This is a genomic window from Propioniciclava sp. MC1595 (assembly GCF_017569205.1).
Lineage (GTDB): Bacteria > Actinomycetota > Actinomycetes > Propionibacteriales > Propionibacteriaceae > Propioniciclava.
In genome coordinates, this window is the sequence record NZ_CP071870.1 from 3,294,200 (window position 1) to 3,312,666 (window position 18,467).

The window sequence follows — 18,467 nt, forward strand, 5'->3', positions numbered from 1 at the left end:
CGCTACCCGCCGATCGCCTTGCGAACCGCCTCGGCCAACACGCCCGGCTGCTGCTCGCGCAGCTCGTAGCGCGCCCGGGTCATGGGCTTGTTCACCGACAGCACGCGGGTGAGATCGATGGGCGTGCCCGAGACGACCACGTCGGCGTCGGCCGCGTCGATGGTCGCCTCCAGGTCGCGGATCTGCGCGTCGCCGTAGCCCATCGCGGGCAGGATCCCGCGGGCGTTGGGGTACTTCGCGTAGGTCGCCGCCAGCGACGCCACGGCGTACGGGCTCGGGTCCACGATCTCGGCGACCCCGGCCGCCTTCGCCCCGACCACGCCCGCGCCGAACGACATCGACCCGTGGGTGAGCGTGGGTCCGTCCTCGATCACGAGGGCGCGCTTGCCGCGGACCAGCTCGGGGTCCTCGACGGTGACGGGCGAGTCGCAGCGGATCACGGTCGCGTCGGGGTTCAGCCCGCGCACGGACGCCTCGACCTGGGCGATCGCGTCCTCCGACGCCACGTCGCACTTGTTGATGATGACCAGGTCGGCCATGCGCACGTTCGCCTCGCCGGGGTGGTAGCCGGCCTCGTCGCCGGGGCGCAGCGGGTCGGCGAGCACGATGTGCAGGTCGGGGCGGTAGAACGGCAGGTCGTTGTTGCCGCCGTCCCACATGATGACGTCGGCCTCCTCCTCGGCACGGCGCAGGATCGCCTCGTAGTCGACGCCCGCGTAGATGACGAAGCCGGCGTCGATGTGCGGCTCGTACTCCTCGCGCTCCTCGATGGTGCACTCGTGCGCGTCGAGGTCGGCGTACGACGCGAAGCGCTGCACGGCCTGCTTGGCGAGGTCTCCGTAGGGCATCGGGTGCCGCACCGAGACGACCTTCTTGCCCAGCTCCTGCAGGATCCTCACCAGGTAGCGCGAGGTCTGCGACTTGCCCACGCCGGTGCGCACCGCGCAGACGCTGATGACCGGCTTGGTCGAGGTGATCATGGACGGCGCCCCGCCGGGCAGCACGAAGTCGGCGCCGGCGGCGATACAGCGGCTGGCCAGGTGCATGACGTCGGCGTGCGCGATGTCGGAGTAGGAGAACACGCACTCGTCGACGTTCTCGCGGGCGATCAGGTCCTCGAGGTCGGCCTCGTCCACGATCGGGATGCCGCCCGGGTACCGCTCGCCGGCCAGCTCGGCCGGGTAGCGGCGCCCGGCGATGTCGGGGATCTGGGTGGCCGTGAACGCCACCACCTCGCGGGTCGCGTCGTCGCGGTACAGCACGTTGAAGTTGTGGAAGTCGCGGCCCGCCGCGCCCAGGATCACGGTCCTGCGCACATCACTCATGAGGTCCCCCCGTGGTCGGGCCGGGCGGCGTCGCTGCCCCCGGTCACCTCCACGCTAGCCAGCTCCCGCCTCGTCCGTGACGGGTGCGCCGGATCGCTTCTGGCTTCAGTTCAACAGCGGGCGCCCAGCGGTGGCAGCATGCACCCATGCACGGCATCGACACCCTCGAACGGCTGCTGGCGCGTACGTGGCCCGGCCTCGAGCAGGATCACCTCGGCGACTGGCTGCTGCGCGCCGGCCACGGCTGGACCGGCCGGGCCAACTCGGCGCTCGCGGTGGGCGACCCGGGACCATCCCGGGAGGAGGCCCTCGACCGGGTCGCCGCCTGGTACGCGGCGCGGGGCTTGCCGCCGCGGGTGCACGTCCCGCTCCCCCTCAGCGGTTCGGACGCCGCGGGCGAGGCCCTGCTGGCCGCCTGCGCGGCGCGCGGTTGGGCCGCCGGTCCGTGGACGTGGGTGATGACCCGGGACGTGGGCGCCGGGCCGGCGGACCGGCCGGGGCCCGCGGCGTCCGGGCTGGACCTGGAGTGGGACGACGCCCCGGGCGACGACTGGGTGTCGCTGGTGCGGGGCGGGTCGCTGCCCGAGCACGGGCGGGCGATCCTGGCGGCGGCGGGGGCGAGCCGGGTCGCGCTGCAGGTGGAGGTGGCCAACAAGGGTGCGGTGGCCCTGTACCGGAAGCTCGGGTACGCCGAGCACCACCGCTACACCTACTGCGCGGGGTGACTCAGGCGTCGGCGAAGATCGGCGTGAAGGTCATGGCGATGAAGACGAGGGCGATGAGCAGGACGGCGGTGTGAGCGAGGAAGATCATGGCTCCAGCCTGCCCGCGGGCACCGACATTCCACATCGGTCGGCCGTTCGGTTCGGCCTCCGACCAGCGGTCTAGGGGTTTGACCCCGAGGGGGTGCCCCGGGTGGAGGCGGCCCAGTACTGTCGCCACCATGGCTCTGAGCGTGTTCGACCTGTTCTCCATCGGGATCGGGCCCTCGTCGTCCCACACGGTGGGGCCGATGCGTGCTGCGGCGATGTTCCTCGACGAGGTCGGCGACCGGCTGGGGGACGTGGCCCGCGTGCACTGTGACCTCTACGGCTCGCTGGGCGCCACCGGCCGTGGCCACGGCACCGACAACGCGGTCATCCTCGGCCTGCTGGGCGAGCGGCCCGAGTCGGTCGACCCGCGGGCGGTGGCCGGCAAGGTCCGCGGCGCCTGGGACGCCCACGAACTCACCCTCGGCGGCCGCCACACCATCGCGTTCGACCCGGCCGCCGACCTCGTCCTCGACGGCTCGGTCGAACTGCCGACCCACCCCAACGGCATGGTCCTCACCGCGCGCGACGCCGCCGGCGAGGTCGTCCACGAGGCGACCTACTACTCGGTCGGCGGCGGCTTCGTCGTACGGGGGGACGCCGACGCCTCCGACCCCGTCGTGCCCGAGGCGGGGCCCGCGATCCCCTACAAGTTCCACACCGCGGCCGAGCTGATGGAGATCAGCGAGCACACCGGACTCTCCATCGCCAGCATCGCGCTGGAGAACGAGGTCGCCATGGGCCGCACCAAGGAGCAGGTCGAGCACGGCCTGCTCGAGATCTGGGCGGTCATGCAGGAGTGCGTGGCCCACGGCGCCGAGACCGAGGGACGCCTCCCCGGCGGCCTGCGCGTCCTGCGGCGGGCGCCCGCCCTGCACACCAAGCTGGTCACCGAGGGTGCCTCGGAGGACCCGCTGCGCGGCATGGACTGGATCACCTTCTACGCCCTGGCCGTCAACGAGGAGAACGCTGCCGGCGGCCGGGTCGTGACCGCCCCCACCAACGGGGCGGCCGGCATCATCCCGGCGGTGCTGCACTACTACTGGGACTTCGTGCCGGGCGCGAACAAGGCGGGCGTGGTGAAGTTCCTGCTCACCGCGGGCGCGATCGGGATGATCTTCAAGAACACGGCGTCCATCTCGGGGGCCGAGGTGGGCTGCCAGGGCGAGGTCGGTTCGGCCTGCTCGATGGCGGCGGCCGGCCTGGCCGCCGTGCTGGGCGGGACGCCGGAGCAGGTCGAGAACGCCGCCGAGATCGGGATGGAGCACAACCTCGGGCTCACCTGCGACCCCGTCGGCGGGCTCGTCCAGGTGCCGTGCATCGAGCGGAACGCGATCGCGTCGGTCAAGGCCGTGGCCGCCGCACGCACCGCCCTGCGCGGCGACGGGACGCACATCGTCAGCCTCGACAGCGTGATCAAGACCATGCGCGACACGGGCGCCGACATGAAGGCGAAGTACAAGGAGACCGCCCTCGGCGGTCTCGCGGTGAACGTCATCGAGTGCTGACGCCGGCCCGCCCCGGCCCTTCCCGGACGCCCTCGGGGGAGGTCTCCCCCGGGTCAGGGGGGACTGGGCGTCCCCGAAAGTGTGAAAGTACGGCAACATGGACTTGTGGAACGGCTGATCGAGGGCACCCCCGGCGAGGAGGCGGCCGTCTGGGTGCAGGACCGTGGCGGAGGTCCCCTCCGCCTGCGTGGGCACATCATGATCGAGGACCTGGACGGCGTCCTGACGTCGATCTCGTCGCGCAGCGGGGCGAACGGCCCCCTGAACCCGGTCACCCAGTACATGCTGGCGCGGGCCGCGAACCACCTGGCCGACCGGCTGATCGACGACGCCCCGCCCGGCCGGGACGGGCGCGACTCGGTGCCGCGCATCCTGTCCAGCTCGCTGGGGCACCAACCCTTCGTCGAGTCCGTGCTGGAGATGAGCCAGCACCAGATGCTGCGCCGCTGGCCGCTGGCGACCGACTGGTACAACGACGTCATCAACTACGCCATGCGGCCCGCCCGCTTCGAACCCAAGTACGACCGCCTGCTGGCGAACGCCATCAAGGCCTCGACGGGCACACTGGGCGAGTTCGTCCGCACGTTCGCCTACGAGGCGTTCACCTACGCCGACAGCACCAAGGTCATCCGCGTCGCCGAGGCCCTGCAGGCGCTGTGGCCGGACTACCCCCCGGTCCGCAACGCGATGGGCCAGTACCGGGCGCACGTCATGGAGCGGTACGTCCCGCTCTACCGGGCCGCCATGCACGCCTACGGCCTCACCGCCCGCCCGGGTTCGGACCTCAAGCACCTGGGCTGGGCGTTCAACGCGCTCCACGCCCGCGAGGCGCTCGAGCACCTCGCCGGCCAGAACACCACCTACACGACCACCGACGGCCAGGACTGGTCGCTGACCGGCTGGACGATCATGGTGCTCATCGCCGGCGCGGGCATGACCGAGGAGGGCGAGCGGCTGGACGCGGTCGACCTGATGAACCGCCTCCCCGTCCGGCCGCTCGCGCTGCCCGACGGCCCCTAGATCTCCAGGCCGAGCCGCTCCAGCAGCGGCTCGACGTGGGGGTCGCGTCCTCGGAAGCTGCGGTAGGTGTCCAGCGCGTCCACCGACCCGCCGGGCGCCAGCAGCGTGCGCCGGAAGTGGTCGCCGTTCTCGCGGGTGCCGCCGCCGTTCTCCTCGAACCAGGCCACGGCGTCGGCGTCCATGACCTCGGCCCACTTGTAGCCGTAGTACCCGGCCGCGTAGCCGCCGCCGAAGATGTGGCTGAAGTAGGTCGAGCGGTAGCGTGGGGGCACGAGGTCGGAGGCGACGCCCCAGAACTCCAGCGCGCGGCGCTCGAAGTCCTCGACCTCGTCGCCCGAGCGGGGCAGGGCGTCCAGCGGGGTCTGGTGCCACGCCTGGTCGAGCAGGGTGGCGGCCATGATCTCGAGGGAGCCGAAGCCCTGGTTGAACGACCGGGCGTCCTTGAGCTTGTCGAGCAGCTCGGCCGGCAGCACGCGGTCCGGCTGCCAGGCCCAGTGCTCGTTGACCTGGCTGGGGAACTCGACGAAGTCCCGCGGCGTGGCCGTGCCCGACCGCGAGGGGTACTTCGAGTCGGCGAACAGCGCGTGCAGCGCGTGGCCGAACTCGTGGAACATCGTGATCACGCCGTCCCAGCTGATCGCCGAGCTGCCCTTGGTGTAGTTGCAGTTGTTGGTGACCACGGGCAGCTGCTTGGTGAGGTGGTTCTGCCGCACGATCGAGGTCATCCAGGCGCCGCCGTCCTTGGTGGGGCGCGCCCAGAAGTCCATCAGGAACAGCCCCAGCGGCGAGCCGTCGGCGTTGTGGATCTCGTACACGTCCGCCTCGGCGGTGTGCCCGACGAGGTCCTCGCGGCGGGTGAAGGTGATGCCGTACAGGTCGTGCGCGGCGGCGTAGGTCGCGTCGAGCACCTTGGCGACGTCGAGGTGCGGCTCGACGTCGGCGTCGGAGAACGCGAACGTCTCGGTGCGGACGATCTCGGCCACGTACTCCCAGTCCCAGGCGGCGAAGTCCTCGCCCTGGCCCAGCTGGGCGAACCGCTCGGCGAAGGCCGCGGCGTCCGTCTCGGCCTGCTTGAGGGCCGCCCGGCCGAGCGGGCCCATGAGGTTGTTGACGGCCTCGGTGGTCTTCGCGCAGCCCGACTCGGCCGACAGTGCGGCGTGGTGCTCGTAGCCGAGCAGGTTCGCGCGCTCGGCGCGGGCGCGGGCGATGTCGACGATGGTCTGGCGGGTGTCGTTCTCGCCGCCCAGCCCGCGGGCGACGGACGCCTCGAACACGCGTCGGCGCAGGCCCCGGTCGTGGAGCCGGGTCAGGATCGGCTGCTGGGTGGTGTTGACCAGCTCGATGGTCCACTCGCCGTCGCCGGTGGCCAGCGCCTCGACCTCGGCGTCGGTCAGGCCGTCGAGCTCGGCGCGGTCTGTGACCACGACCTTGCCGGCCACGCGGGCCTCGCGGTTGGCCTTGACGAAGGACGCCTGCAGCTCGGCCAGGCGGGTGTTCAGCTCCCGGAGCCGGGCCTGCCCCTCCTCGTCGAGGGCGACGCCGGCGCGGGTGAAGCGGCGGATGGTGTCCTCGAGCAGCCAGGCGTCCTCGGCGTCGAGGGCGACCTCGCCGGCCTGGGCGCGCGTGGCGAGCTCGGTGAAGCGGTCGAAGAGGCGGCGGTCGAGCCAGATGGCGTCGTTGTGCTGCGCCAGGCGGGGGGCGAGCTCCTCGTAGAGGGCGTCGAGCTCGGGCGTGGTGTCGGCGGCCTTCACCGCGTAGAACACCATCGAGGTGCGGGCGAGCAGGTCGCCGGAGGTGTCCCAGACGTGGAGGACGTTCTCGACGGTGGCCGGCTCGGGGTCGGTGGCGAGGGCGTCCAGCGCCGCGAGCTGCTGCGCGGTGCCGGTCTCGAAGGCCTCGCGGTAGTGCTCGGGGGTCAGCGCCGCGAAGTCGGGCAGCTGGTAGGGCAGGTGCGAGCGTTCGAGCAGCGGGTTCGTCATGCGCCCCAACCTAGTGGGGGCGACAAGGCCCCGTCAGGCCGCCGGGACGAGCGCCTCGACCGCGCTGAGGGCCAGCTTGACCGCCTCGGCCTCCCACAGCCGCAGGTTGCCGTCGTCGCGCTGCTTGTCGACCTGGTCGCGGAACTTCTCCAGGGCCTGCCGCGGCTTCTTGTCGGCGAGCAGGTCCTCGCTCGCGGCCGCCCACGCCTTCTTCAACGCAGCAGACGTGCGCTCGCCGTCGGGGGTGTCGGTGGGCAGGGTCGCGAGGGCGGCGTCCACGCCCGCGATGCCGGCGCGCAGGGCGGCCTCGCGGGCGACGTCCTCGGGGGACGGGAGGTTGATCGAGGGCAGGCCGGGGCCTGGGCGCGTCGGCCCGGTCGCCGGGGTGGCGGGTTCGTCCGGCGCCGTGTCCACGGGGGTGGTCACGGGCGAGGCGGACGCCGCCGGGGCGGCCCGGAACACCGACGAGCCGATCGCCCAGGACACCATGAAGACCAGGATCGCCGCGGCGATCACGCCCAGCCACATGGCCGCGGTGCGGAAGCGCGCGGCGTCCACCGGGCGCCGCGAGCCCTGCACGTCGGGCCGCGTGCTGAGCCGCGCGGCGGAGGCGGGGGGTTCGGCCGGGGACACGGGCAGGCGGGCCGTGACGCCCGGCATCGGGGTGGTGGCGGGCGGCAGGTCGGCGGTGACCGCGGGGAGGATGGCGGTCGCCGGGGGCGCGACGACCGCGGCCGCGGCGGCGGGGAGGATCGCCTCGGTGCGGGCGGCACCGGGGTTGTCGGCCAGGTGCGTCAGGGCCTGGGCGACGATGGCGGCGGTGGGCCGCGCGAGGGGGTCCTTGGCCGTCATGCGCAGCACGAGGTCGTCGAGCGTCGCCGAGACGGTGGGCCGGCGCGAGCGCACCGAGACCGGCGGCTCGCTGATGTGGCGGCCGGCGACCTGGATCGCGTTGTCGCCCGGGTAGGGCGGCTGCCCGGTCAGCATGGCGACCAGCACTCCACCGAGGGCATAGACGTCGGACGCCGCGGTGGCCCGGCGCCCCTGCGCCTGTTCGGGCGACATGTAGGCCGCAGTGCCGAGGGTGGTCGCCGGGGCGGTGAGGTGCTGCTCGGCGTCGAGGGTGACCTGCGCGATGCCGAAGTCGAGGAGGGTGACGGTGGGGCCGCTGACCATGATGTTGGCCGGCTTGATGTCGCGGTGCACCACGCCGATGGCGTGGGTCGCGACCAGCGCCTGCGCGACCTCCCGGGCCACCGCGATGGCGCGGGTCTCCGACATCGGGCCCTCCTCGCGCAGGACCTGGGAGACCGGGCGTCCGGACAGCAGCTCCATGACGAGCCAGGCCGTCTGGCCGTCGCTGCCGGCGTCGAAGATCGTGACGATGTTGGGGTGGTTGAGCTGGGCGGTGGCGATGGCCTCGCGGTGGAAGCGCTCGGCCACGGACCGGTCGGTGGTGCTCGTGAGGTCGACGGCCTTGACCGCGACCTCGCGCCGCAGCCTCTCGTCGGTCGCGCGGAACACCTGCCCCATCGCCCCGCGTCCCAGCGGGGCGCAGAGGCGGTAGCGCCCGCCGACCAGCTCGCCCACTCTCATGCGATCCATCGTAGATAGGGCCCATGAGGAACAGATGAGACGACGGGTGGAGGTTCGTCATGCTCCGGGTGTGGCAGGCTGCGGCCATGTCGTCGCCGTCGGGACCTCCCCCCGGAGCCCCCGGGCCCGCCGAGGAGCGCGCCCGGACGCGCCGCGTGGCCCTGCTCGTGGGGTCCGTGATCGTGGTGCTGACCCTGCTCGCCACGATCGTCCCGCACCTGCTGCGCCCGCCGGTGCCGGCCGGTGCCGGCGTGCCGGGTGGGCCGTCGGTCGAGGCCGTCCCGCTGCCCGAGGAGTCGTTCTACCCGCCGGAGGAGTACCCCGAACTGGTGCTGCCCCCGGTGCCCGACGGCTGCCCGAAGCCGCTGGTCGAGCTGGGCGTGCACGTCCAGGCCGACTGGTTCCCGGTCGTCGTGGCGAACGGGCAGGATTACCAGATGCAGGAGACCTACCGCCCCCTCACCCCTGGGCCCGCGGTGGTCACGATCCGGTGCGACATCATCGACATCAGCGGCGGCGGGCAGGCGGTGGTCCCGAAGCCCTGGCCCGACGGCACCTCGAGCGGGTTGCCGGTCGACACGGTGGTGACCGAGGTGGCCGGCGCTTCGCCGGCGTGCTTCCTGATGGCGCGGCAGGACATCACGTGGCTGCTCCGTGCGGTCGACGAGCGCGGCCGCACACCTGCCGCATGCGTCGGCGTCCCCGACCCGTAATTGTTAGGCTGGCCGCATGGTCAAGCCGGAGAAGCCGCTCGAGGGCGGTCACATGACCGAAGTGGCCCGCCTCGGCGACCAGGTGCTCCGCGAGGCCGGCCCGTGGACGCCGACCATCCAGCGGCTGCTGGCCCACCTGTCCGAGCAGGGCCTGGAGTGGGTGCCCGAGCCGCAGGGGTGGACGAAGGACGGCCGCGAGGCCCTCACCTACCTGAAGGGCAAGGTGCCGACCTACCCGCTGCCCGAGTGGGTCTACGACGACGCGGCCCTCAAGCGCGCGGCGAAGTGGCTGCGGCAGCTGCACGACGCGACCGTCGGGTACACCGACCCTGACCCGCACTGGCGCTCGGCCCCCCGCAAGCCCGCCGAGGTGATCTGCCACAACGACTTCGCGCCCTACAACATGGTGTTCCGCGACCACGAGCTCGTCGGCGTCATCGACTGGGACTTCGCGGCCCCCGGCCCGCGCCTGTGGGACCTCGGCTACCTCTGCTACCGGATGGTCCCCCTGATGCGGCCCTCCAACCCCGACGCACCCGACCTGCCGATCGACCTCTCCGCGCGCCTGGAACTGGCGCTGCGCGCCTACGGCTCCGACGCCACGGTGCCCCAGCTGCTCGAGGTGATCGTCGAGCGGCTGGAGGACCTGGCGTCCTTCACCCACAGCCACGGCCTGGCGCGCAAGAACGACAAGCTGCTGCTGGACGCCGAGAACTACTCCAAGGACGCGGCGTTCCTGGCGGGCCTGCTGCGCTGAGCCCGCGCCCTCAGTAGAGGAAGAACGGGAAGAACGAGCGGTCGTGCGCGTGCACGATCGCGAGGAACACGATCGCGTCGAACAGCAGGTGCACGATCACGACGTAGGTGAGCGACCGCGTCTTGGTGAAGATGTAGCCCTGCAGCAGCGCGAACGGGAACGTCAGGAGCGGCCCCCAGCGCTGGTAGCCGAGCTCCCACAGGAACGAGACGAAGATCACCGCCTGCAGCAAGTTGGCCTGCCACATCGGGAAGTGCCGGCGCAGCAGCACGAAGCAGGTGCAGATGAAGAACAGCTCGTCCCACGTGCCGACGGCGTTGACGCCGACGAAGAAGCGCGCGTACTCGCTGGGCTCGTGGATGGCGGGCCAGTTCTCGTAGGCGCCCGAGGTGATGAAGTAGAACGGCAGGATCAGCCAGGCGAGGAACGGCACCAGGAACAGGTAGGACTTCTGCAGGTTGGTCCACGTCCGTCCGCCCCGCCACGGGAACCGGATCACCTCGCGCTGGTAGACGAAGCGGTCCATGAGGAAGGGCAGCGCGACAGCCGCGGCGAGGGCGAACCCGATCGCGAAGAAGCGCGGCCAGCTGATGTCGGCCTTCACCGAGGTGGTCGCGACCGCGCACAGGCCGATGCCGATCAGGATCAGGTCCTGCGCGAGCGGCTTGCTCACGACCCACGCGTAGGCGATGGACGCCACCAGCACGGCCAGGCCGACGGGCGTCCACATCAACCCGAAGAGGAAGAAGGCGCTCAGCGAGACGCCGATGGCGGCGGGCAGGCCGGCCCAGGAGTCGAAGACCTGGTCGACCTCGGACGCCATGCGCTCAGTTCTCGTCGCCGAGGTCGCCGACGGTGATGTCCACCATCAGCTCCATGGCGAGCTTCTCGAGGTCGGCGCGGAGGGCGTCCGCGTCGGTGCCCTTCGGGACCGGGACCACGAGCAGCGCCTCGAACAGGCGTCCGCCGGCCATGGGGGCCTCGTAGGAGCCGGTCTCGATCTCCTCGATCGACAGGCCGTGCTCGGCGAACACGGCGGTGAGCTCGCGGACGAGCCCGGGCCGGTCGTTGCCGAGCAGTTCGACGGTGATGCGGGAGTCGGGCTCCTCGGCCTCCGCGGCGTCCACGTCGTGCACGACGATCGTGAGGTCGGGCAGCGCCTGGACGGCCGCGGTGAAGTCGGCGGCCCGGCCCTCGGGGAGCGTGACGACGACGATGCCCGCGAAGGCGCCGGCCAGCTCGGACATCGAGCTGCGCTCCCAGTTGCCGTCGTGGGACGCCACGACCTCGGCGAGCGTGTTGACGATGCCGGAACGGTCATCACCGATGACGGTGAGCACGAGGGTGGTCATGCCGCCACGCTACCGTGGCCGTAAGCTGCACGGGTGGATCTCGTGGTGCTGTGGGGTTGGGCCTGGGCGTGGGCCGTCGGCGACCTCTCCATGCTGATCTGCGCAACCGTCATCGGGGTGATGTGCTCGGTCAACGTGGTGCTCTGGGTGCTCCGCAGCACCGGGCGCCTGCGGCCCCGGGTGCCCACCGAGGTGGTCAAGGCCGCATGAGCCAGGCCCCCGCCCGCGTGCCGGTCCCCCGGGAGATCTGGGTCCTGGTCGTCGCCGCGTTCGTGATCGCCCTCGGCTTCGGCATCATCGCGCCGATCCTGCCCCAGTACGCGGCGAGCTTCGACGTGGGGGTGGCCGCGGCGTCCGCAATCGTGACGGTGTTCGCGCTCACCCGGATGGTGTTCGCGCCGGGGGCCGGCGTCCTGATCTCGCGGTTCGGCGAGCGCTGGATGTACATCGCGGGCCTGGCCGTGGTGGCGGCGAGCTCGTTCCTGTGCGCGGTCGCCGTCGGCTACTGGGACCTGCTGCTGTGGCGCGGCCTGGGCGGCATCGGTTCGGTGACGTTCACCGTCTCGTCGATGGGCCTGATCGTGCGGCTGGCGCCGCCGACCGCGCGCGGCCGCACGTCGGCGCTGTACGGGTCGGCGTTCCTGCTGGGCAACATCATCGGGCCGATCCTGGGCACCTTCCTGGCCGTGCTGGGCTACCGCGTCGCCTTCGCGATCTACGGCGGCACGGTGGTGCTCGCGCTGCTGGTGGTGCTGCTGTTCCTGCGCGAGGCGCCCCGCGACGCCGCCGTCGAGGACGCCCGCCCCCGTATGAAGCTCGCCGAGGCCATGGCGCTGCCCCACTACCGGGCTCTGCTGGTGTCGGGGTTCGCGAACGGCTGGGCCACCTTCGGGGTGCGGATCGCGCTGGTGCCGCTGCTGGCCGCGCACGTGCCCACGATCGGCGCGCCCATGGCCGGCATCGCGCTGACCCTGATGGCCGTCGGCAACGTGATCGCGCAGCAGTTCACCGGGCGGATGGTGGACGCGCTGGGCCGGCGTCCGGTGCTGATGGTCGGGTTGCTCGTGACGGGCGTGACCACGCTGGTGTTCGGCTGGTCTGAGTCGCTGCCGGTGTTCCTGGGGTTGTCGGTCCTGACCGGCGTGGGGGCGTCGATGATCCAGCCGGCGTCGCAGGCCATGCTCGCCGACATCATCGGGGCCGACCGCAACGGCGGCCAGGCCCTGTCGACGTTCTCGATGTCGACCGACCTGGGTTCCATCGCCGGCACCCTGCTCGCCGGACTGATCGCCGACGTCTTCGGCTTCGGCTGGGCCTTCTTCCTCACCGGCTGCATGCTGCTGGTCGCCCTGTTCCCCTGGTGGCGCGTCGGCCGCACCGCCGCCGCTTGACCGCCGCGGTGACTGCGCCGACAGCCCGCCTTCCTGCCGCCGACAGCCTGCCTTGCCTGTGTCGAGGGCTTGACTTCTCCCTGACGCCAGGCGCACACTGGTTGCATGGTTAGTTACTCCACTAATGCACCCATCGGGCAGGCCGATGGCGTGGAGCTGCCGCTGTTCCTGCAGATCGCCCGCGCGATCGAGAACGACATCGTCGACGGCCTCCTCGCCGAGGAGGACCAGGCCCCCTCGACCAACGAGATCGCCGCGTTCCACCGCATCAACCCGGCCACTGCGCTGAAGGGCGTCAACGAGCTGGTCGCCGGGGGCGTCCTGTACAAGAAGCGCGGCATCGGCATGTTCGTGGCCACCGGCGCCCGCGACGCCCTCCTGCGCCGGCGCCGCACCGACTTCGCCGCCCGCTTCCTCGCCCCCGCGCTCGCCGAGGCCCGCCGCCTCGGGCTCACCGACGCCGACGTCATCGCCCTGATCCAGGAGGCCCACCATGGCTGACAGCCCCGCCATCGCCCTCACCGGACTCTCGGTCACCTACCGGTCCCCGGGCCGCGACGTCGCCGCGCTGGCCGACCTCCACGCGATCATCCCCGCCGCCAGCATCGTCGGGCTCGTCGGCCGCAACGGCGCCGGCAAGACCACCCTGCTGCGGGTCCTGGCCGGGCGCGAACCCCGGTTCACCGGCGACGCCCACGTCCACCGCGTCCCCCTCGCCGACCTCGGCCGGACGCCGGGGTTGGTCCACCTCGCCGGCGCAGGTTGGCCGGGGGCTGGGGACCGCACGCTGGCGTCCCTCATCGCCGGGCTGGGACGAGCGCGGCCCCACTTCGACCGCACCCGCGCGCTCGCCCTGCTGGAGGGGTTCGGCATCCACCCGTCCGCCCACCCCCGGCGCCTCAGCGCGGGGAAGCAGACCGCAGCGCAGGCGTCCCTCGCGTTGGCGAGCCGTGCGCCACTCACCCTGCTCGACGAGCCGCAAACGGGGTTGGACGCCCCCTCCCGCGACCTGCTCACGCGGGCGATCATCGAGGAACAGGCGCTCCGCCCGCGCACGTGGGTGATCTCGACCCACCTGATCGACGAGACCGCGCCGCTCTTCGAGCGCGTGCTCGTGCTGGACGCCGGCCGGCTCGTCACCGACGCCGACGTCGACGAACTCCTGACCCGCTGGGTCCGCGTCGAGGCGGATCCTGCCGTGATCGAAGCCCTGCCCCGCCTGGGCGAGCTCGAGCGCCTGGGCGGTCGCGGGAGCGCGATCGTCGCCGCGTCCGACGTGCCTGCGGGATTCGCCGGACGCACCCACCCCCTCACGCTGCAGGCGCTCGCGGGCGTGCTGCCGCTGGCATCGAAGGAGTAGCCATGTCTGCTGTTCTCGAACTCCCCGTCCCGACCCGTTCACGCTGGAGTCAGGTGCCCGCGGTCCTCGCCGCCGTCGCCGGGCCGTTGGCCTGGCGGTTGCTGTGGCCGCTGGCCGTCTGGTTGGTGGCCGCCGGGGTGGCGTGGGTCTCGCTGGCCGGCCGCAACCCCTACGACGGCGGGCACGTCGATACGTTCGGCCGTTGGAGCACGCTGCCCTCGGGGATCCTGCTGCTGGCGGGCTTCGCGGCGATCCCGGTTCTGTGGGTCTGGGGCGCGCGCTACGCCGCCGGGCTGGGCCACGACCGCGGGGTCGTCTTCGCCGTGACGACCGCTGCGAGCGTGTTGCTGCAGGCGGCGTTGCACGTGGTGTCGCTGGCCGCCGGTCTGCTCGAGCTGCGGGCGCTGGGCACGGGTGGGATCCACGTGTTCGCGCTGGAGACGTCGAACATCATGGGCACGCACGACGGCCTGTGGAACGGCTCCTGGGTGTTCGCGCTGTGGTACCTGACGCCCGTGATCCTCACCGTGTTGCTCACCAGCGTGGGGTTCCTGCGTTGGGGACCTCTCGGGCTGTTGCTGGTCCTGGCCATCCCGGCCGTGCTCATCGGGGCGGCCTTCGTCACGGTGCTGGTCGACACCGGGTTCACCTGGTTCGGGGTGCTGCTCTACTTGGGGGTGTTGGCGGGTTCGATCGCCGGCGCTTGGGCGATGTTCCGGTGCGTGGCCCTCTGACGGCCCGTCAGGGGCGCGGCGGGCGGTTGGCCGCGGCGTCCTCGACCTCTTCGCGGCTGAAGCCGAGCAGGTAGAGCACGGCGTCCAGGTAGGGGAAGTTCAGCGCCGTGTCGGCCGAGGCCCGCACCGCCGGCTTGGCGTTGAACGCGATGCCCAGCCCGGCGGCGGCGAGCATGTCGAGGTCGTTGGCGCCGTCGCCCACCGCGACCGTGCGCGACAGGGGCAAGCCCTCGGCGGCGGCGAACTTCTTCAGCATGGTGGCCTTCATCGCCCGGTCGACGACCTCGCCCTTCACCTTTCCGGTCAGGACGCCGTCGCTCACCTCCAAGCGGTTCGCGGCGACGTGCTTGATGCCGAGCGACTTCGCCAGCGGCTTCACGACCTCGACGAAACCACCCGACACCAAGGCGACGGCGAAGCCGAGGTCCTGCAGCGTGGCGACAAGGGTGCGGGCGCCGGGGGTAAGACGCACCGCCTCGATCACGTCGTCGAACACCGACACCGGCAACCCGGCCAGGGTCGCCACGCGGGCGTGGAGCGACTCGGCGAAGTCGAGTTCCCCACGCATGGCCCGCTCGGTGACTGCGGCCACCTCGGCCTCCCGCCCGGCGTGGCGGGCGAGCAGTTCGATCACCTCATCGCGGATCAGGGTGGAGTCGACGTCCATGACCACCAACCGCCGACCCTGACGGGCCAGACCGGCCGGCGACACCGACACGTCGAACCCGGTCTCGGCTGCGGTCGCGGCCAGTGCCGGGCGCAGGGCAGCGACCTCGGCGTTCGACACCATGAACTCCAGCGTCGTCATCGGGGTGCGCGAGAGACGTCGGACGCGGTCGATGTTCCCGCCGTGCTCGCTGACCACCCGCCCGACTGCAGCGAGGTGGGTGGCCCTGAGGGGGCGTCCGAGGATGGTCACGACCACGCGGCGCGGCCGGGGCGGGTTGTCGCCCAGGCCCTCCTCGATGGTGAGCCGGTAGCCCAGGCGGGCGGCGGTGCCGGCGAGGCGGTCCTCGAGCCGGTCGAGATCATCAGGCAGCGAGCCCAGCAACAGCGCGATCGTCACCTGGCCGCGCACGACGACCTGCTCGAGGTCGAGCACCTCGGTCCCCAGCCCGGCGACGGCGCTCATGAGGGCGTGCGTGATGCCGGGCCGGTCGGGACCAGAGAGGGTGGCGGCGAGTGTCTGCAGGTCTGCCATGCCGTCATCTTTTCATCCCTACTCGACCCTTGACTGCGTCCTCCAATTCAGCTACCTTACGAGCCCCCCCCCAGCTCGGAGATTGCACCATGAAGCCTGTTCGCCGCACTGGATGGATATTGGCCCCGTGAGGACCCACCCCCACGCAGAAGCGGTGTCAACCCAGTTCACCCCGTGGCCGATGGTCCCCGGTGCATCCGGCCAACTGCTCGCGGCAGGATTAATCTCGGTCGCCGTCGTGGAAACCTCGAGCTTCCGGACCATCCACGCCTGGTTCGACCCGGCGACCGGCATCACCGTGCCCGTCCGGCGCGGGCACGCCGATCCGCAGATCCTTATCCAGCCCGACGGCGACCAGGCGCGCGTGACGATCACCCAGATCCGGTTCGACCAGGACGATGACCTGCTCGCGGACGTATGGCTGCCCCGCGACCTGCCGCTGCCGAGCCCCACCGGGCAGCCGTTCCTCGAAGCCACCACCCTCGGCATCGTGGACGCCGTGGCCTCGGCGCTCTCCGCCGACCACGCCGTCTTGGGGGACGAGGTCGTCGCGATGTCGTCCGATGTCGCGCAACTGCTCCCGCCCAACACCGAGCACCCGTGGCCCGACCTGTCCGTGAACTCGTGGCACATCGCGCTCGACGGGCGGACGACCCGGGCCGTCGAGGCGTCCGCGCTCTTCGATGCCGACATCGAGCACGTGCGAGCACGGGTGCTGACGGTGCACCGTGGCGGGGCCCGCGAGCCCGACCTGCTGGTCTGCCCGCTCGACGGCCCCGCGCGCTACTGGCCCCTCGGCACCCACCCGCATCTGGACGCCCCGCGCACGGGCAAGGACCTGCCACCCGACGTGACCGCCATCGCGACCGCGGCCGCACCACAAGCGCCGAGGGCTTGAGTTTCAAGGGTCGAGGGCTTGAGTTCCCTGGTGGAACCCAAGCCCTCGGCGCTGAAAACTCAAGCCCTCGGCGCAATGCGCGTCAGCGCTTGGCCTCCCACAGGCCGCCGCACCAGACGAGCTCGTTGGGCGTGCCCTTGAACTCCGACTCGCCCATGATCTTCTGAATCGTCTGGCGCACCACCTCACGGGTGTTCTTGTACGAGTTGATGAAGGTCTTCACCATCGGGACGTCGTAGAGGTGCGTCGTCCAGTTCATGCCGATGAACACGACCGGCTTCTCCCAGACCTGCCACGGGATGTCGGCCGACATCGGGTTCGCCCAGCGGATGCGGTAGGCGTTCTCCGACGCGTAGCCGCGCAGGTCGCAGAAGGTGAACGTGGCGTCGAAGTCACGCACGTAGTCGGACACCTTGCCGCCGATGCGCATGTTGCCCGGCGCATAGGTGATCTGGAAGCCGACGGCCTCGAGCTCCTCCTTGATCATGTCGAGCGCCCCACCGGCCGCGTAGATGCCGCCCGCCTCCTCCATCGAGAGGTAGCGCAGCTCGATGCGCGGGTGGGTCTTCGGCGTGATCGGCAGCTGGTCCTGCGTGTTCTTGACCAGCGTGATCGCCTTGTCGGCCGCGTCGCGCGCGATCTCGAGGTGCTTCTCCGAGCCGATGACCGACAGGCCCTCCTCGGTCGGCACGTGCTCGCCCTTGTGCAGGCCGATGGACGCCTTGACGCCCAGGATGCGCCGCAGCGCGTCGTGCAGGCGCTCGTCGGTGATGACGCCGTCCTTGTAGCCCTGCAACATCGACTCGTAGTCCTCGTCCTCGTCGCGGAAGAAGAGGAGCATGTCGCAGCCGGCGGCGATGCAGCCGGGCACGGCGTCCTTGCGCTTCATGGCGGCGGCGAAGCCGATCATGTGCGAGGCGTCGGTGATGGTCAGGCCGTTCCAGCCCAGCTGGCCCTTCAGCAGGTCGGTGAGCAGCTCGGGCGCCAGGGTCGCCGGCATGATGTCGTCGTCGGTGAACTCGGGCCGCAGCTTCTTGGAGTACTCCGGCAGCGCGATGTGGCCGACCATGATCGAGTGCAGGCCGTCGTCGATCAGCGTCCGGTAGACCTTGCCGAAGGACTCCTCCCACTCCTCGACCGAGAGCTCGTTGACGCCCAGGATCAGGTGCTGGTCGCGCTCCTCGGTGCCGTCACCGGGGAAGTGCTTCACGCAGGTGGCCAGGCCGTTCTCGGTGATGCCGCGCAGGTAGGCGCGCGTGTGCTTGAGGACGGTGTCGGCGTCGGTGCCGTAGGCGCGCGTGTTCACGATGGTGTTGCGCCAGTTGTAGAGGATGTCGACGCAGGGGTCGAAGTTCCAGTTCACGCCGATGGCGCGACAGGTCTCGCCCGCGACCAGCCCGGCGCCGTAGCTCACGTTCTCGTCACCGGACGCCTCGCACGCGGCCCCGGACGCCACGTAGACGCCCTCCTCGCAGGCGCCGTCGCCGCCGTTGTCGCAGTTGGCCGCGACGAGCATCGGGATCTTGGCGACCTCGCGCAGTCCGGTGGTGAAGTCGAACACGTCACGCGCGGCGGAGCCGGCGTCCTTGTAGCGCTGGCCGCCGTAGTGGTACTTCGAGATCTTCTCCTGCGCCTCGTCGACGTCGAGGTTGCGGTTGTGGCTGATGAACAGCTGGCCGATCTTCTCCTCGATCGACATGCCGGCGATGGTGTCTTCGACCCACGCGACGTCCTCGTCGGAGAGGTTGTACGGCTTGGCCTTGAGGTCAACGAATTCGCCCACGTTGGCTCCCTTCGTCCCCGGGGCCCTGGGCCGCCGGAAAG

At 71.5% G+C, this 18,467-nt stretch carries 19 protein-coding genes; 11 read left to right on the top strand and 8 right to left on the bottom strand.

Translation table 11 applies throughout. From position 1 onward, the window contains the following. Positions 1-2 precede the first annotated feature (2 nt). A complete protein-coding gene (locus J4N02_RS15960; protein WP_188334278.1) occupies positions 3-1,325 on the bottom strand; it encodes a cyclic 2,3-diphosphoglycerate synthase in 1,323 nt (440 codons plus the stop codon). A gap of 146 nt (positions 1,326-1,471) precedes the next feature. Here J4N02_RS15960 and J4N02_RS15965 point away from each other — a divergent pair, with 146 nt between their 5' ends. After that, a complete protein-coding gene (locus tag J4N02_RS15965; protein ID WP_188334277.1) occupies positions 1,472-2,050 on the top strand; it encodes an N-acetyltransferase in 579 nt (192 codons plus the stop codon). Position 2,051: 1 nt separating this feature from the next. On the opposite strand, the gene J4N02_RS17125 is transcribed toward J4N02_RS15965, so the two are convergent. After that, positions 2,052-2,174 carry a hypothetical protein gene (locus tag J4N02_RS17125; RefSeq protein WP_255437239.1) on the bottom strand — a complete coding sequence of 41 codons (123 nt, stop codon included), beginning with the start codon at positions 2,172-2,174 and terminating at the stop codon, positions 2,052-2,054. A 94-nt stretch (positions 2,175-2,268) separates the two neighbouring features. Between J4N02_RS17125 and J4N02_RS15970 the strand changes: the two genes are divergently transcribed. Continuing rightward, positions 2,269-3,642, top strand: coding sequence for an L-serine ammonia-lyase (locus tag J4N02_RS15970; RefSeq protein ID WP_188334276.1), 1,374 nt, complete (start codon positions 2,269-2,271; stop codon positions 3,640-3,642). A gap of 105 nt (positions 3,643-3,747) precedes the next feature. Beyond that, on the top strand, positions 3,748-4,662 hold the full coding sequence (locus J4N02_RS15975; protein WP_188334275.1) for a hypothetical protein: 915 nt from the start codon (positions 3,748-3,750) through the stop codon (positions 4,660-4,662). Here the strand turns inward: J4N02_RS15975 and J4N02_RS15980 are convergent. After that, positions 4,659-6,641, bottom strand: coding sequence for a M3 family metallopeptidase (locus J4N02_RS15980; RefSeq protein WP_188334274.1), 1,983 nt, complete (start codon positions 6,639-6,641; stop codon positions 4,659-4,661). The genes J4N02_RS15975 and J4N02_RS15980 overlap by 4 nt on opposite strands. Before the next feature lie 33 nt (positions 6,642-6,674). Then, positions 6,675-8,237: a serine/threonine-protein kinase gene (locus J4N02_RS15985; RefSeq protein ID WP_188334273.1), complete on the bottom strand. Its 1,563-nt coding sequence runs from the start codon at positions 8,235-8,237 to the stop codon at positions 6,675-6,677. Positions 8,238-8,323: 86 nt separating this feature from the next. Here J4N02_RS15985 and J4N02_RS15990 point away from each other — a divergent pair, with 86 nt between their 5' ends. Both J4N02_RS15990 and J4N02_RS15995 read left to right on the top strand, forming a co-directional pair. Continuing rightward, entirely contained in the window at positions 8,324-8,950 is a 627-nt protein-coding gene (locus J4N02_RS15990; RefSeq protein WP_188334272.1) for a hypothetical protein, read from the top strand. A 16-nt stretch (positions 8,951-8,966) separates the two neighbouring features. Continuing rightward, a complete protein-coding gene (locus tag J4N02_RS15995) occupies positions 8,967-9,707 on the top strand; it encodes a phosphotransferase enzyme family protein (protein ID WP_182814684.1) in 741 nt (246 codons plus the stop codon). Between the two features lie 10 nt (positions 9,708-9,717). On the opposite strand, the gene J4N02_RS16000 is transcribed toward J4N02_RS15995, so the two are convergent. Both J4N02_RS16000 and J4N02_RS16005 read right to left on the bottom strand, forming a co-directional pair. Further along, positions 9,718-10,530, bottom strand: coding sequence for a CPBP family intramembrane glutamic endopeptidase (locus tag J4N02_RS16000; RefSeq protein ID WP_188334271.1), 813 nt, complete (start codon positions 10,528-10,530; stop codon positions 9,718-9,720). A gap of 4 nt (positions 10,531-10,534) precedes the next feature. Beyond that, on the bottom strand, positions 10,535-11,059 hold the full coding sequence (locus J4N02_RS16005; protein ID WP_182814682.1) for a glycine cleavage system protein R: 525 nt from the start codon (positions 11,057-11,059) through the stop codon (positions 10,535-10,537). Positions 11,060-11,092: 33 nt separating this feature from the next. On the opposite strand from J4N02_RS16005, the gene J4N02_RS16010 reads away from it, so the two are divergent. The 5 genes from J4N02_RS16010 (at position 11,093) to J4N02_RS16030 (ending at position 14,544) form a co-directional block, all read left to right on the top strand. After that, positions 11,093-11,269, top strand: coding sequence for a hypothetical protein (locus J4N02_RS16010; protein ID WP_188334270.1), 177 nt, complete (start codon positions 11,093-11,095; stop codon positions 11,267-11,269). Then, positions 11,266-12,450 carry an MFS transporter gene (locus J4N02_RS16015; RefSeq protein ID WP_182814680.1) on the top strand — a complete coding sequence of 395 codons (1,185 nt, stop codon included), beginning with the start codon at positions 11,266-11,268 and terminating at the stop codon, positions 12,448-12,450. The genes J4N02_RS16010 and J4N02_RS16015 overlap by 4 nt, the downstream gene beginning before the upstream one ends. A gap of 105 nt (positions 12,451-12,555) precedes the next feature. After that, positions 12,556-12,951, top strand: coding sequence for a GntR family transcriptional regulator (locus J4N02_RS16020; RefSeq protein ID WP_188334269.1), 396 nt, complete (start codon positions 12,556-12,558; stop codon positions 12,949-12,951). Beyond that, positions 12,944-13,810: an ATP-binding cassette domain-containing protein gene (locus tag J4N02_RS16025; RefSeq protein WP_188334268.1), complete on the top strand. Its 867-nt coding sequence runs from the start codon at positions 12,944-12,946 to the stop codon at positions 13,808-13,810. Before J4N02_RS16020 ends, J4N02_RS16025 begins: the two co-directional genes overlap by 8 nt. Before the next feature lie 2 nt (positions 13,811-13,812). After that, positions 13,813-14,544 carry a hypothetical protein gene (locus tag J4N02_RS16030; RefSeq protein WP_182814677.1) on the top strand — a complete coding sequence of 244 codons (732 nt, stop codon included), beginning with the start codon at positions 13,813-13,815 and terminating at the stop codon, positions 14,542-14,544. A 7-nt stretch (positions 14,545-14,551) separates the two neighbouring features. On the opposite strand, the gene serB is transcribed toward J4N02_RS16030, so the two are convergent. Further along, positions 14,552-15,745 carry a phosphoserine phosphatase SerB gene (gene serB / locus J4N02_RS16035; protein ID WP_188334267.1) on the bottom strand — a complete coding sequence of 398 codons (1,194 nt, stop codon included), beginning with the start codon at positions 15,743-15,745 and terminating at the stop codon, positions 14,552-14,554. A 154-nt stretch (positions 15,746-15,899) separates the two neighbouring features. Here serB and J4N02_RS16040 point away from each other — a divergent pair, with 154 nt between their 5' ends. Next, the gene (locus J4N02_RS16040; RefSeq protein WP_182814675.1) at positions 15,900-16,643 is read left to right on the top strand and encodes a hypothetical protein; all 744 of its coding nucleotides are present in this window, start codon (positions 15,900-15,902) and stop codon (positions 16,641-16,643) included. 82 nt (positions 16,644-16,725) lie between these two features. On the opposite strand, the gene J4N02_RS16045 is transcribed toward J4N02_RS16040, so the two are convergent. Continuing rightward, positions 16,726-18,426 carry a glycoside hydrolase family 3 protein gene (locus tag J4N02_RS16045; protein ID WP_188334266.1) on the bottom strand — a complete coding sequence of 567 codons (1,701 nt, stop codon included), beginning with the start codon at positions 18,424-18,426 and terminating at the stop codon, positions 16,726-16,728. Positions 18,427-18,467 lie beyond the last annotated feature (41 nt).

What these genes read in the sequence shown, in the direction of transcription:
- J4N02_RS15960 (WP_188334278.1), bottom strand. Translation starts at nt 1,325, where the DNA reads ATGAGTGATGTGCGCAGGACCGTGATCCTGGGCGCGGCGGGCCGCGAC.
- J4N02_RS15965 (WP_188334277.1), top strand. Translation starts at nt 1,472, where the DNA reads ATGCACGGCATCGACACCCTCGAACGGCTGCTGGCGCGTACGTGGCCC.
- J4N02_RS17125 (WP_255437239.1), bottom strand. Translation starts at nt 2,174, where the DNA reads ATGTGGAATGTCGGTGCCCGCGGGCAGGCTGGAGCCATGATCTTCCTC.
- J4N02_RS15970 (WP_188334276.1), top strand. Translation starts at nt 2,269, where the DNA reads ATGGCTCTGAGCGTGTTCGACCTGTTCTCCATCGGGATCGGGCCCTCG.
- J4N02_RS15980 (WP_188334274.1), bottom strand. Translation starts at nt 6,641, where the DNA reads ATGACGAACCCGCTGCTCGAACGCTCGCACCTGCCCTACCAGCTGCCC.
- J4N02_RS15985 (WP_188334273.1), bottom strand. Translation starts at nt 8,237, where the DNA reads ATGAGAGTGGGCGAGCTGGTCGGCGGGCGCTACCGCCTCTGCGCCCCG.
- J4N02_RS15990 (WP_188334272.1), top strand. Translation starts at nt 8,324, where the DNA reads ATGTCGTCGCCGTCGGGACCTCCCCCCGGAGCCCCCGGGCCCGCCGAG.
- J4N02_RS15995 (WP_182814684.1), top strand. Translation starts at nt 8,967, where the DNA reads ATGGTCAAGCCGGAGAAGCCGCTCGAGGGCGGTCACATGACCGAAGTG.
- J4N02_RS16000 (WP_188334271.1), bottom strand. Translation starts at nt 10,530, where the DNA reads ATGGCGTCCGAGGTCGACCAGGTCTTCGACTCCTGGGCCGGCCTGCCC.
- J4N02_RS16005 (WP_182814682.1), bottom strand. Translation starts at nt 11,059, where the DNA reads ATGACCACCCTCGTGCTCACCGTCATCGGTGATGACCGTTCCGGCATC.
- J4N02_RS16015 (WP_182814680.1), top strand. Translation starts at nt 11,266, where the DNA reads ATGAGCCAGGCCCCCGCCCGCGTGCCGGTCCCCCGGGAGATCTGGGTC.
- J4N02_RS16020 (WP_188334269.1), top strand. Translation starts at nt 12,556, where the DNA reads ATGGTTAGTTACTCCACTAATGCACCCATCGGGCAGGCCGATGGCGTG.
- J4N02_RS16025 (WP_188334268.1), top strand. Translation starts at nt 12,944, where the DNA reads ATGGCTGACAGCCCCGCCATCGCCCTCACCGGACTCTCGGTCACCTAC.
- J4N02_RS16030 (WP_182814677.1), top strand. Translation starts at nt 13,813, where the DNA reads ATGTCTGCTGTTCTCGAACTCCCCGTCCCGACCCGTTCACGCTGGAGT.
- serB (WP_188334267.1), bottom strand. Translation starts at nt 15,745, where the DNA reads ATGGCAGACCTGCAGACACTCGCCGCCACCCTCTCTGGTCCCGACCGG.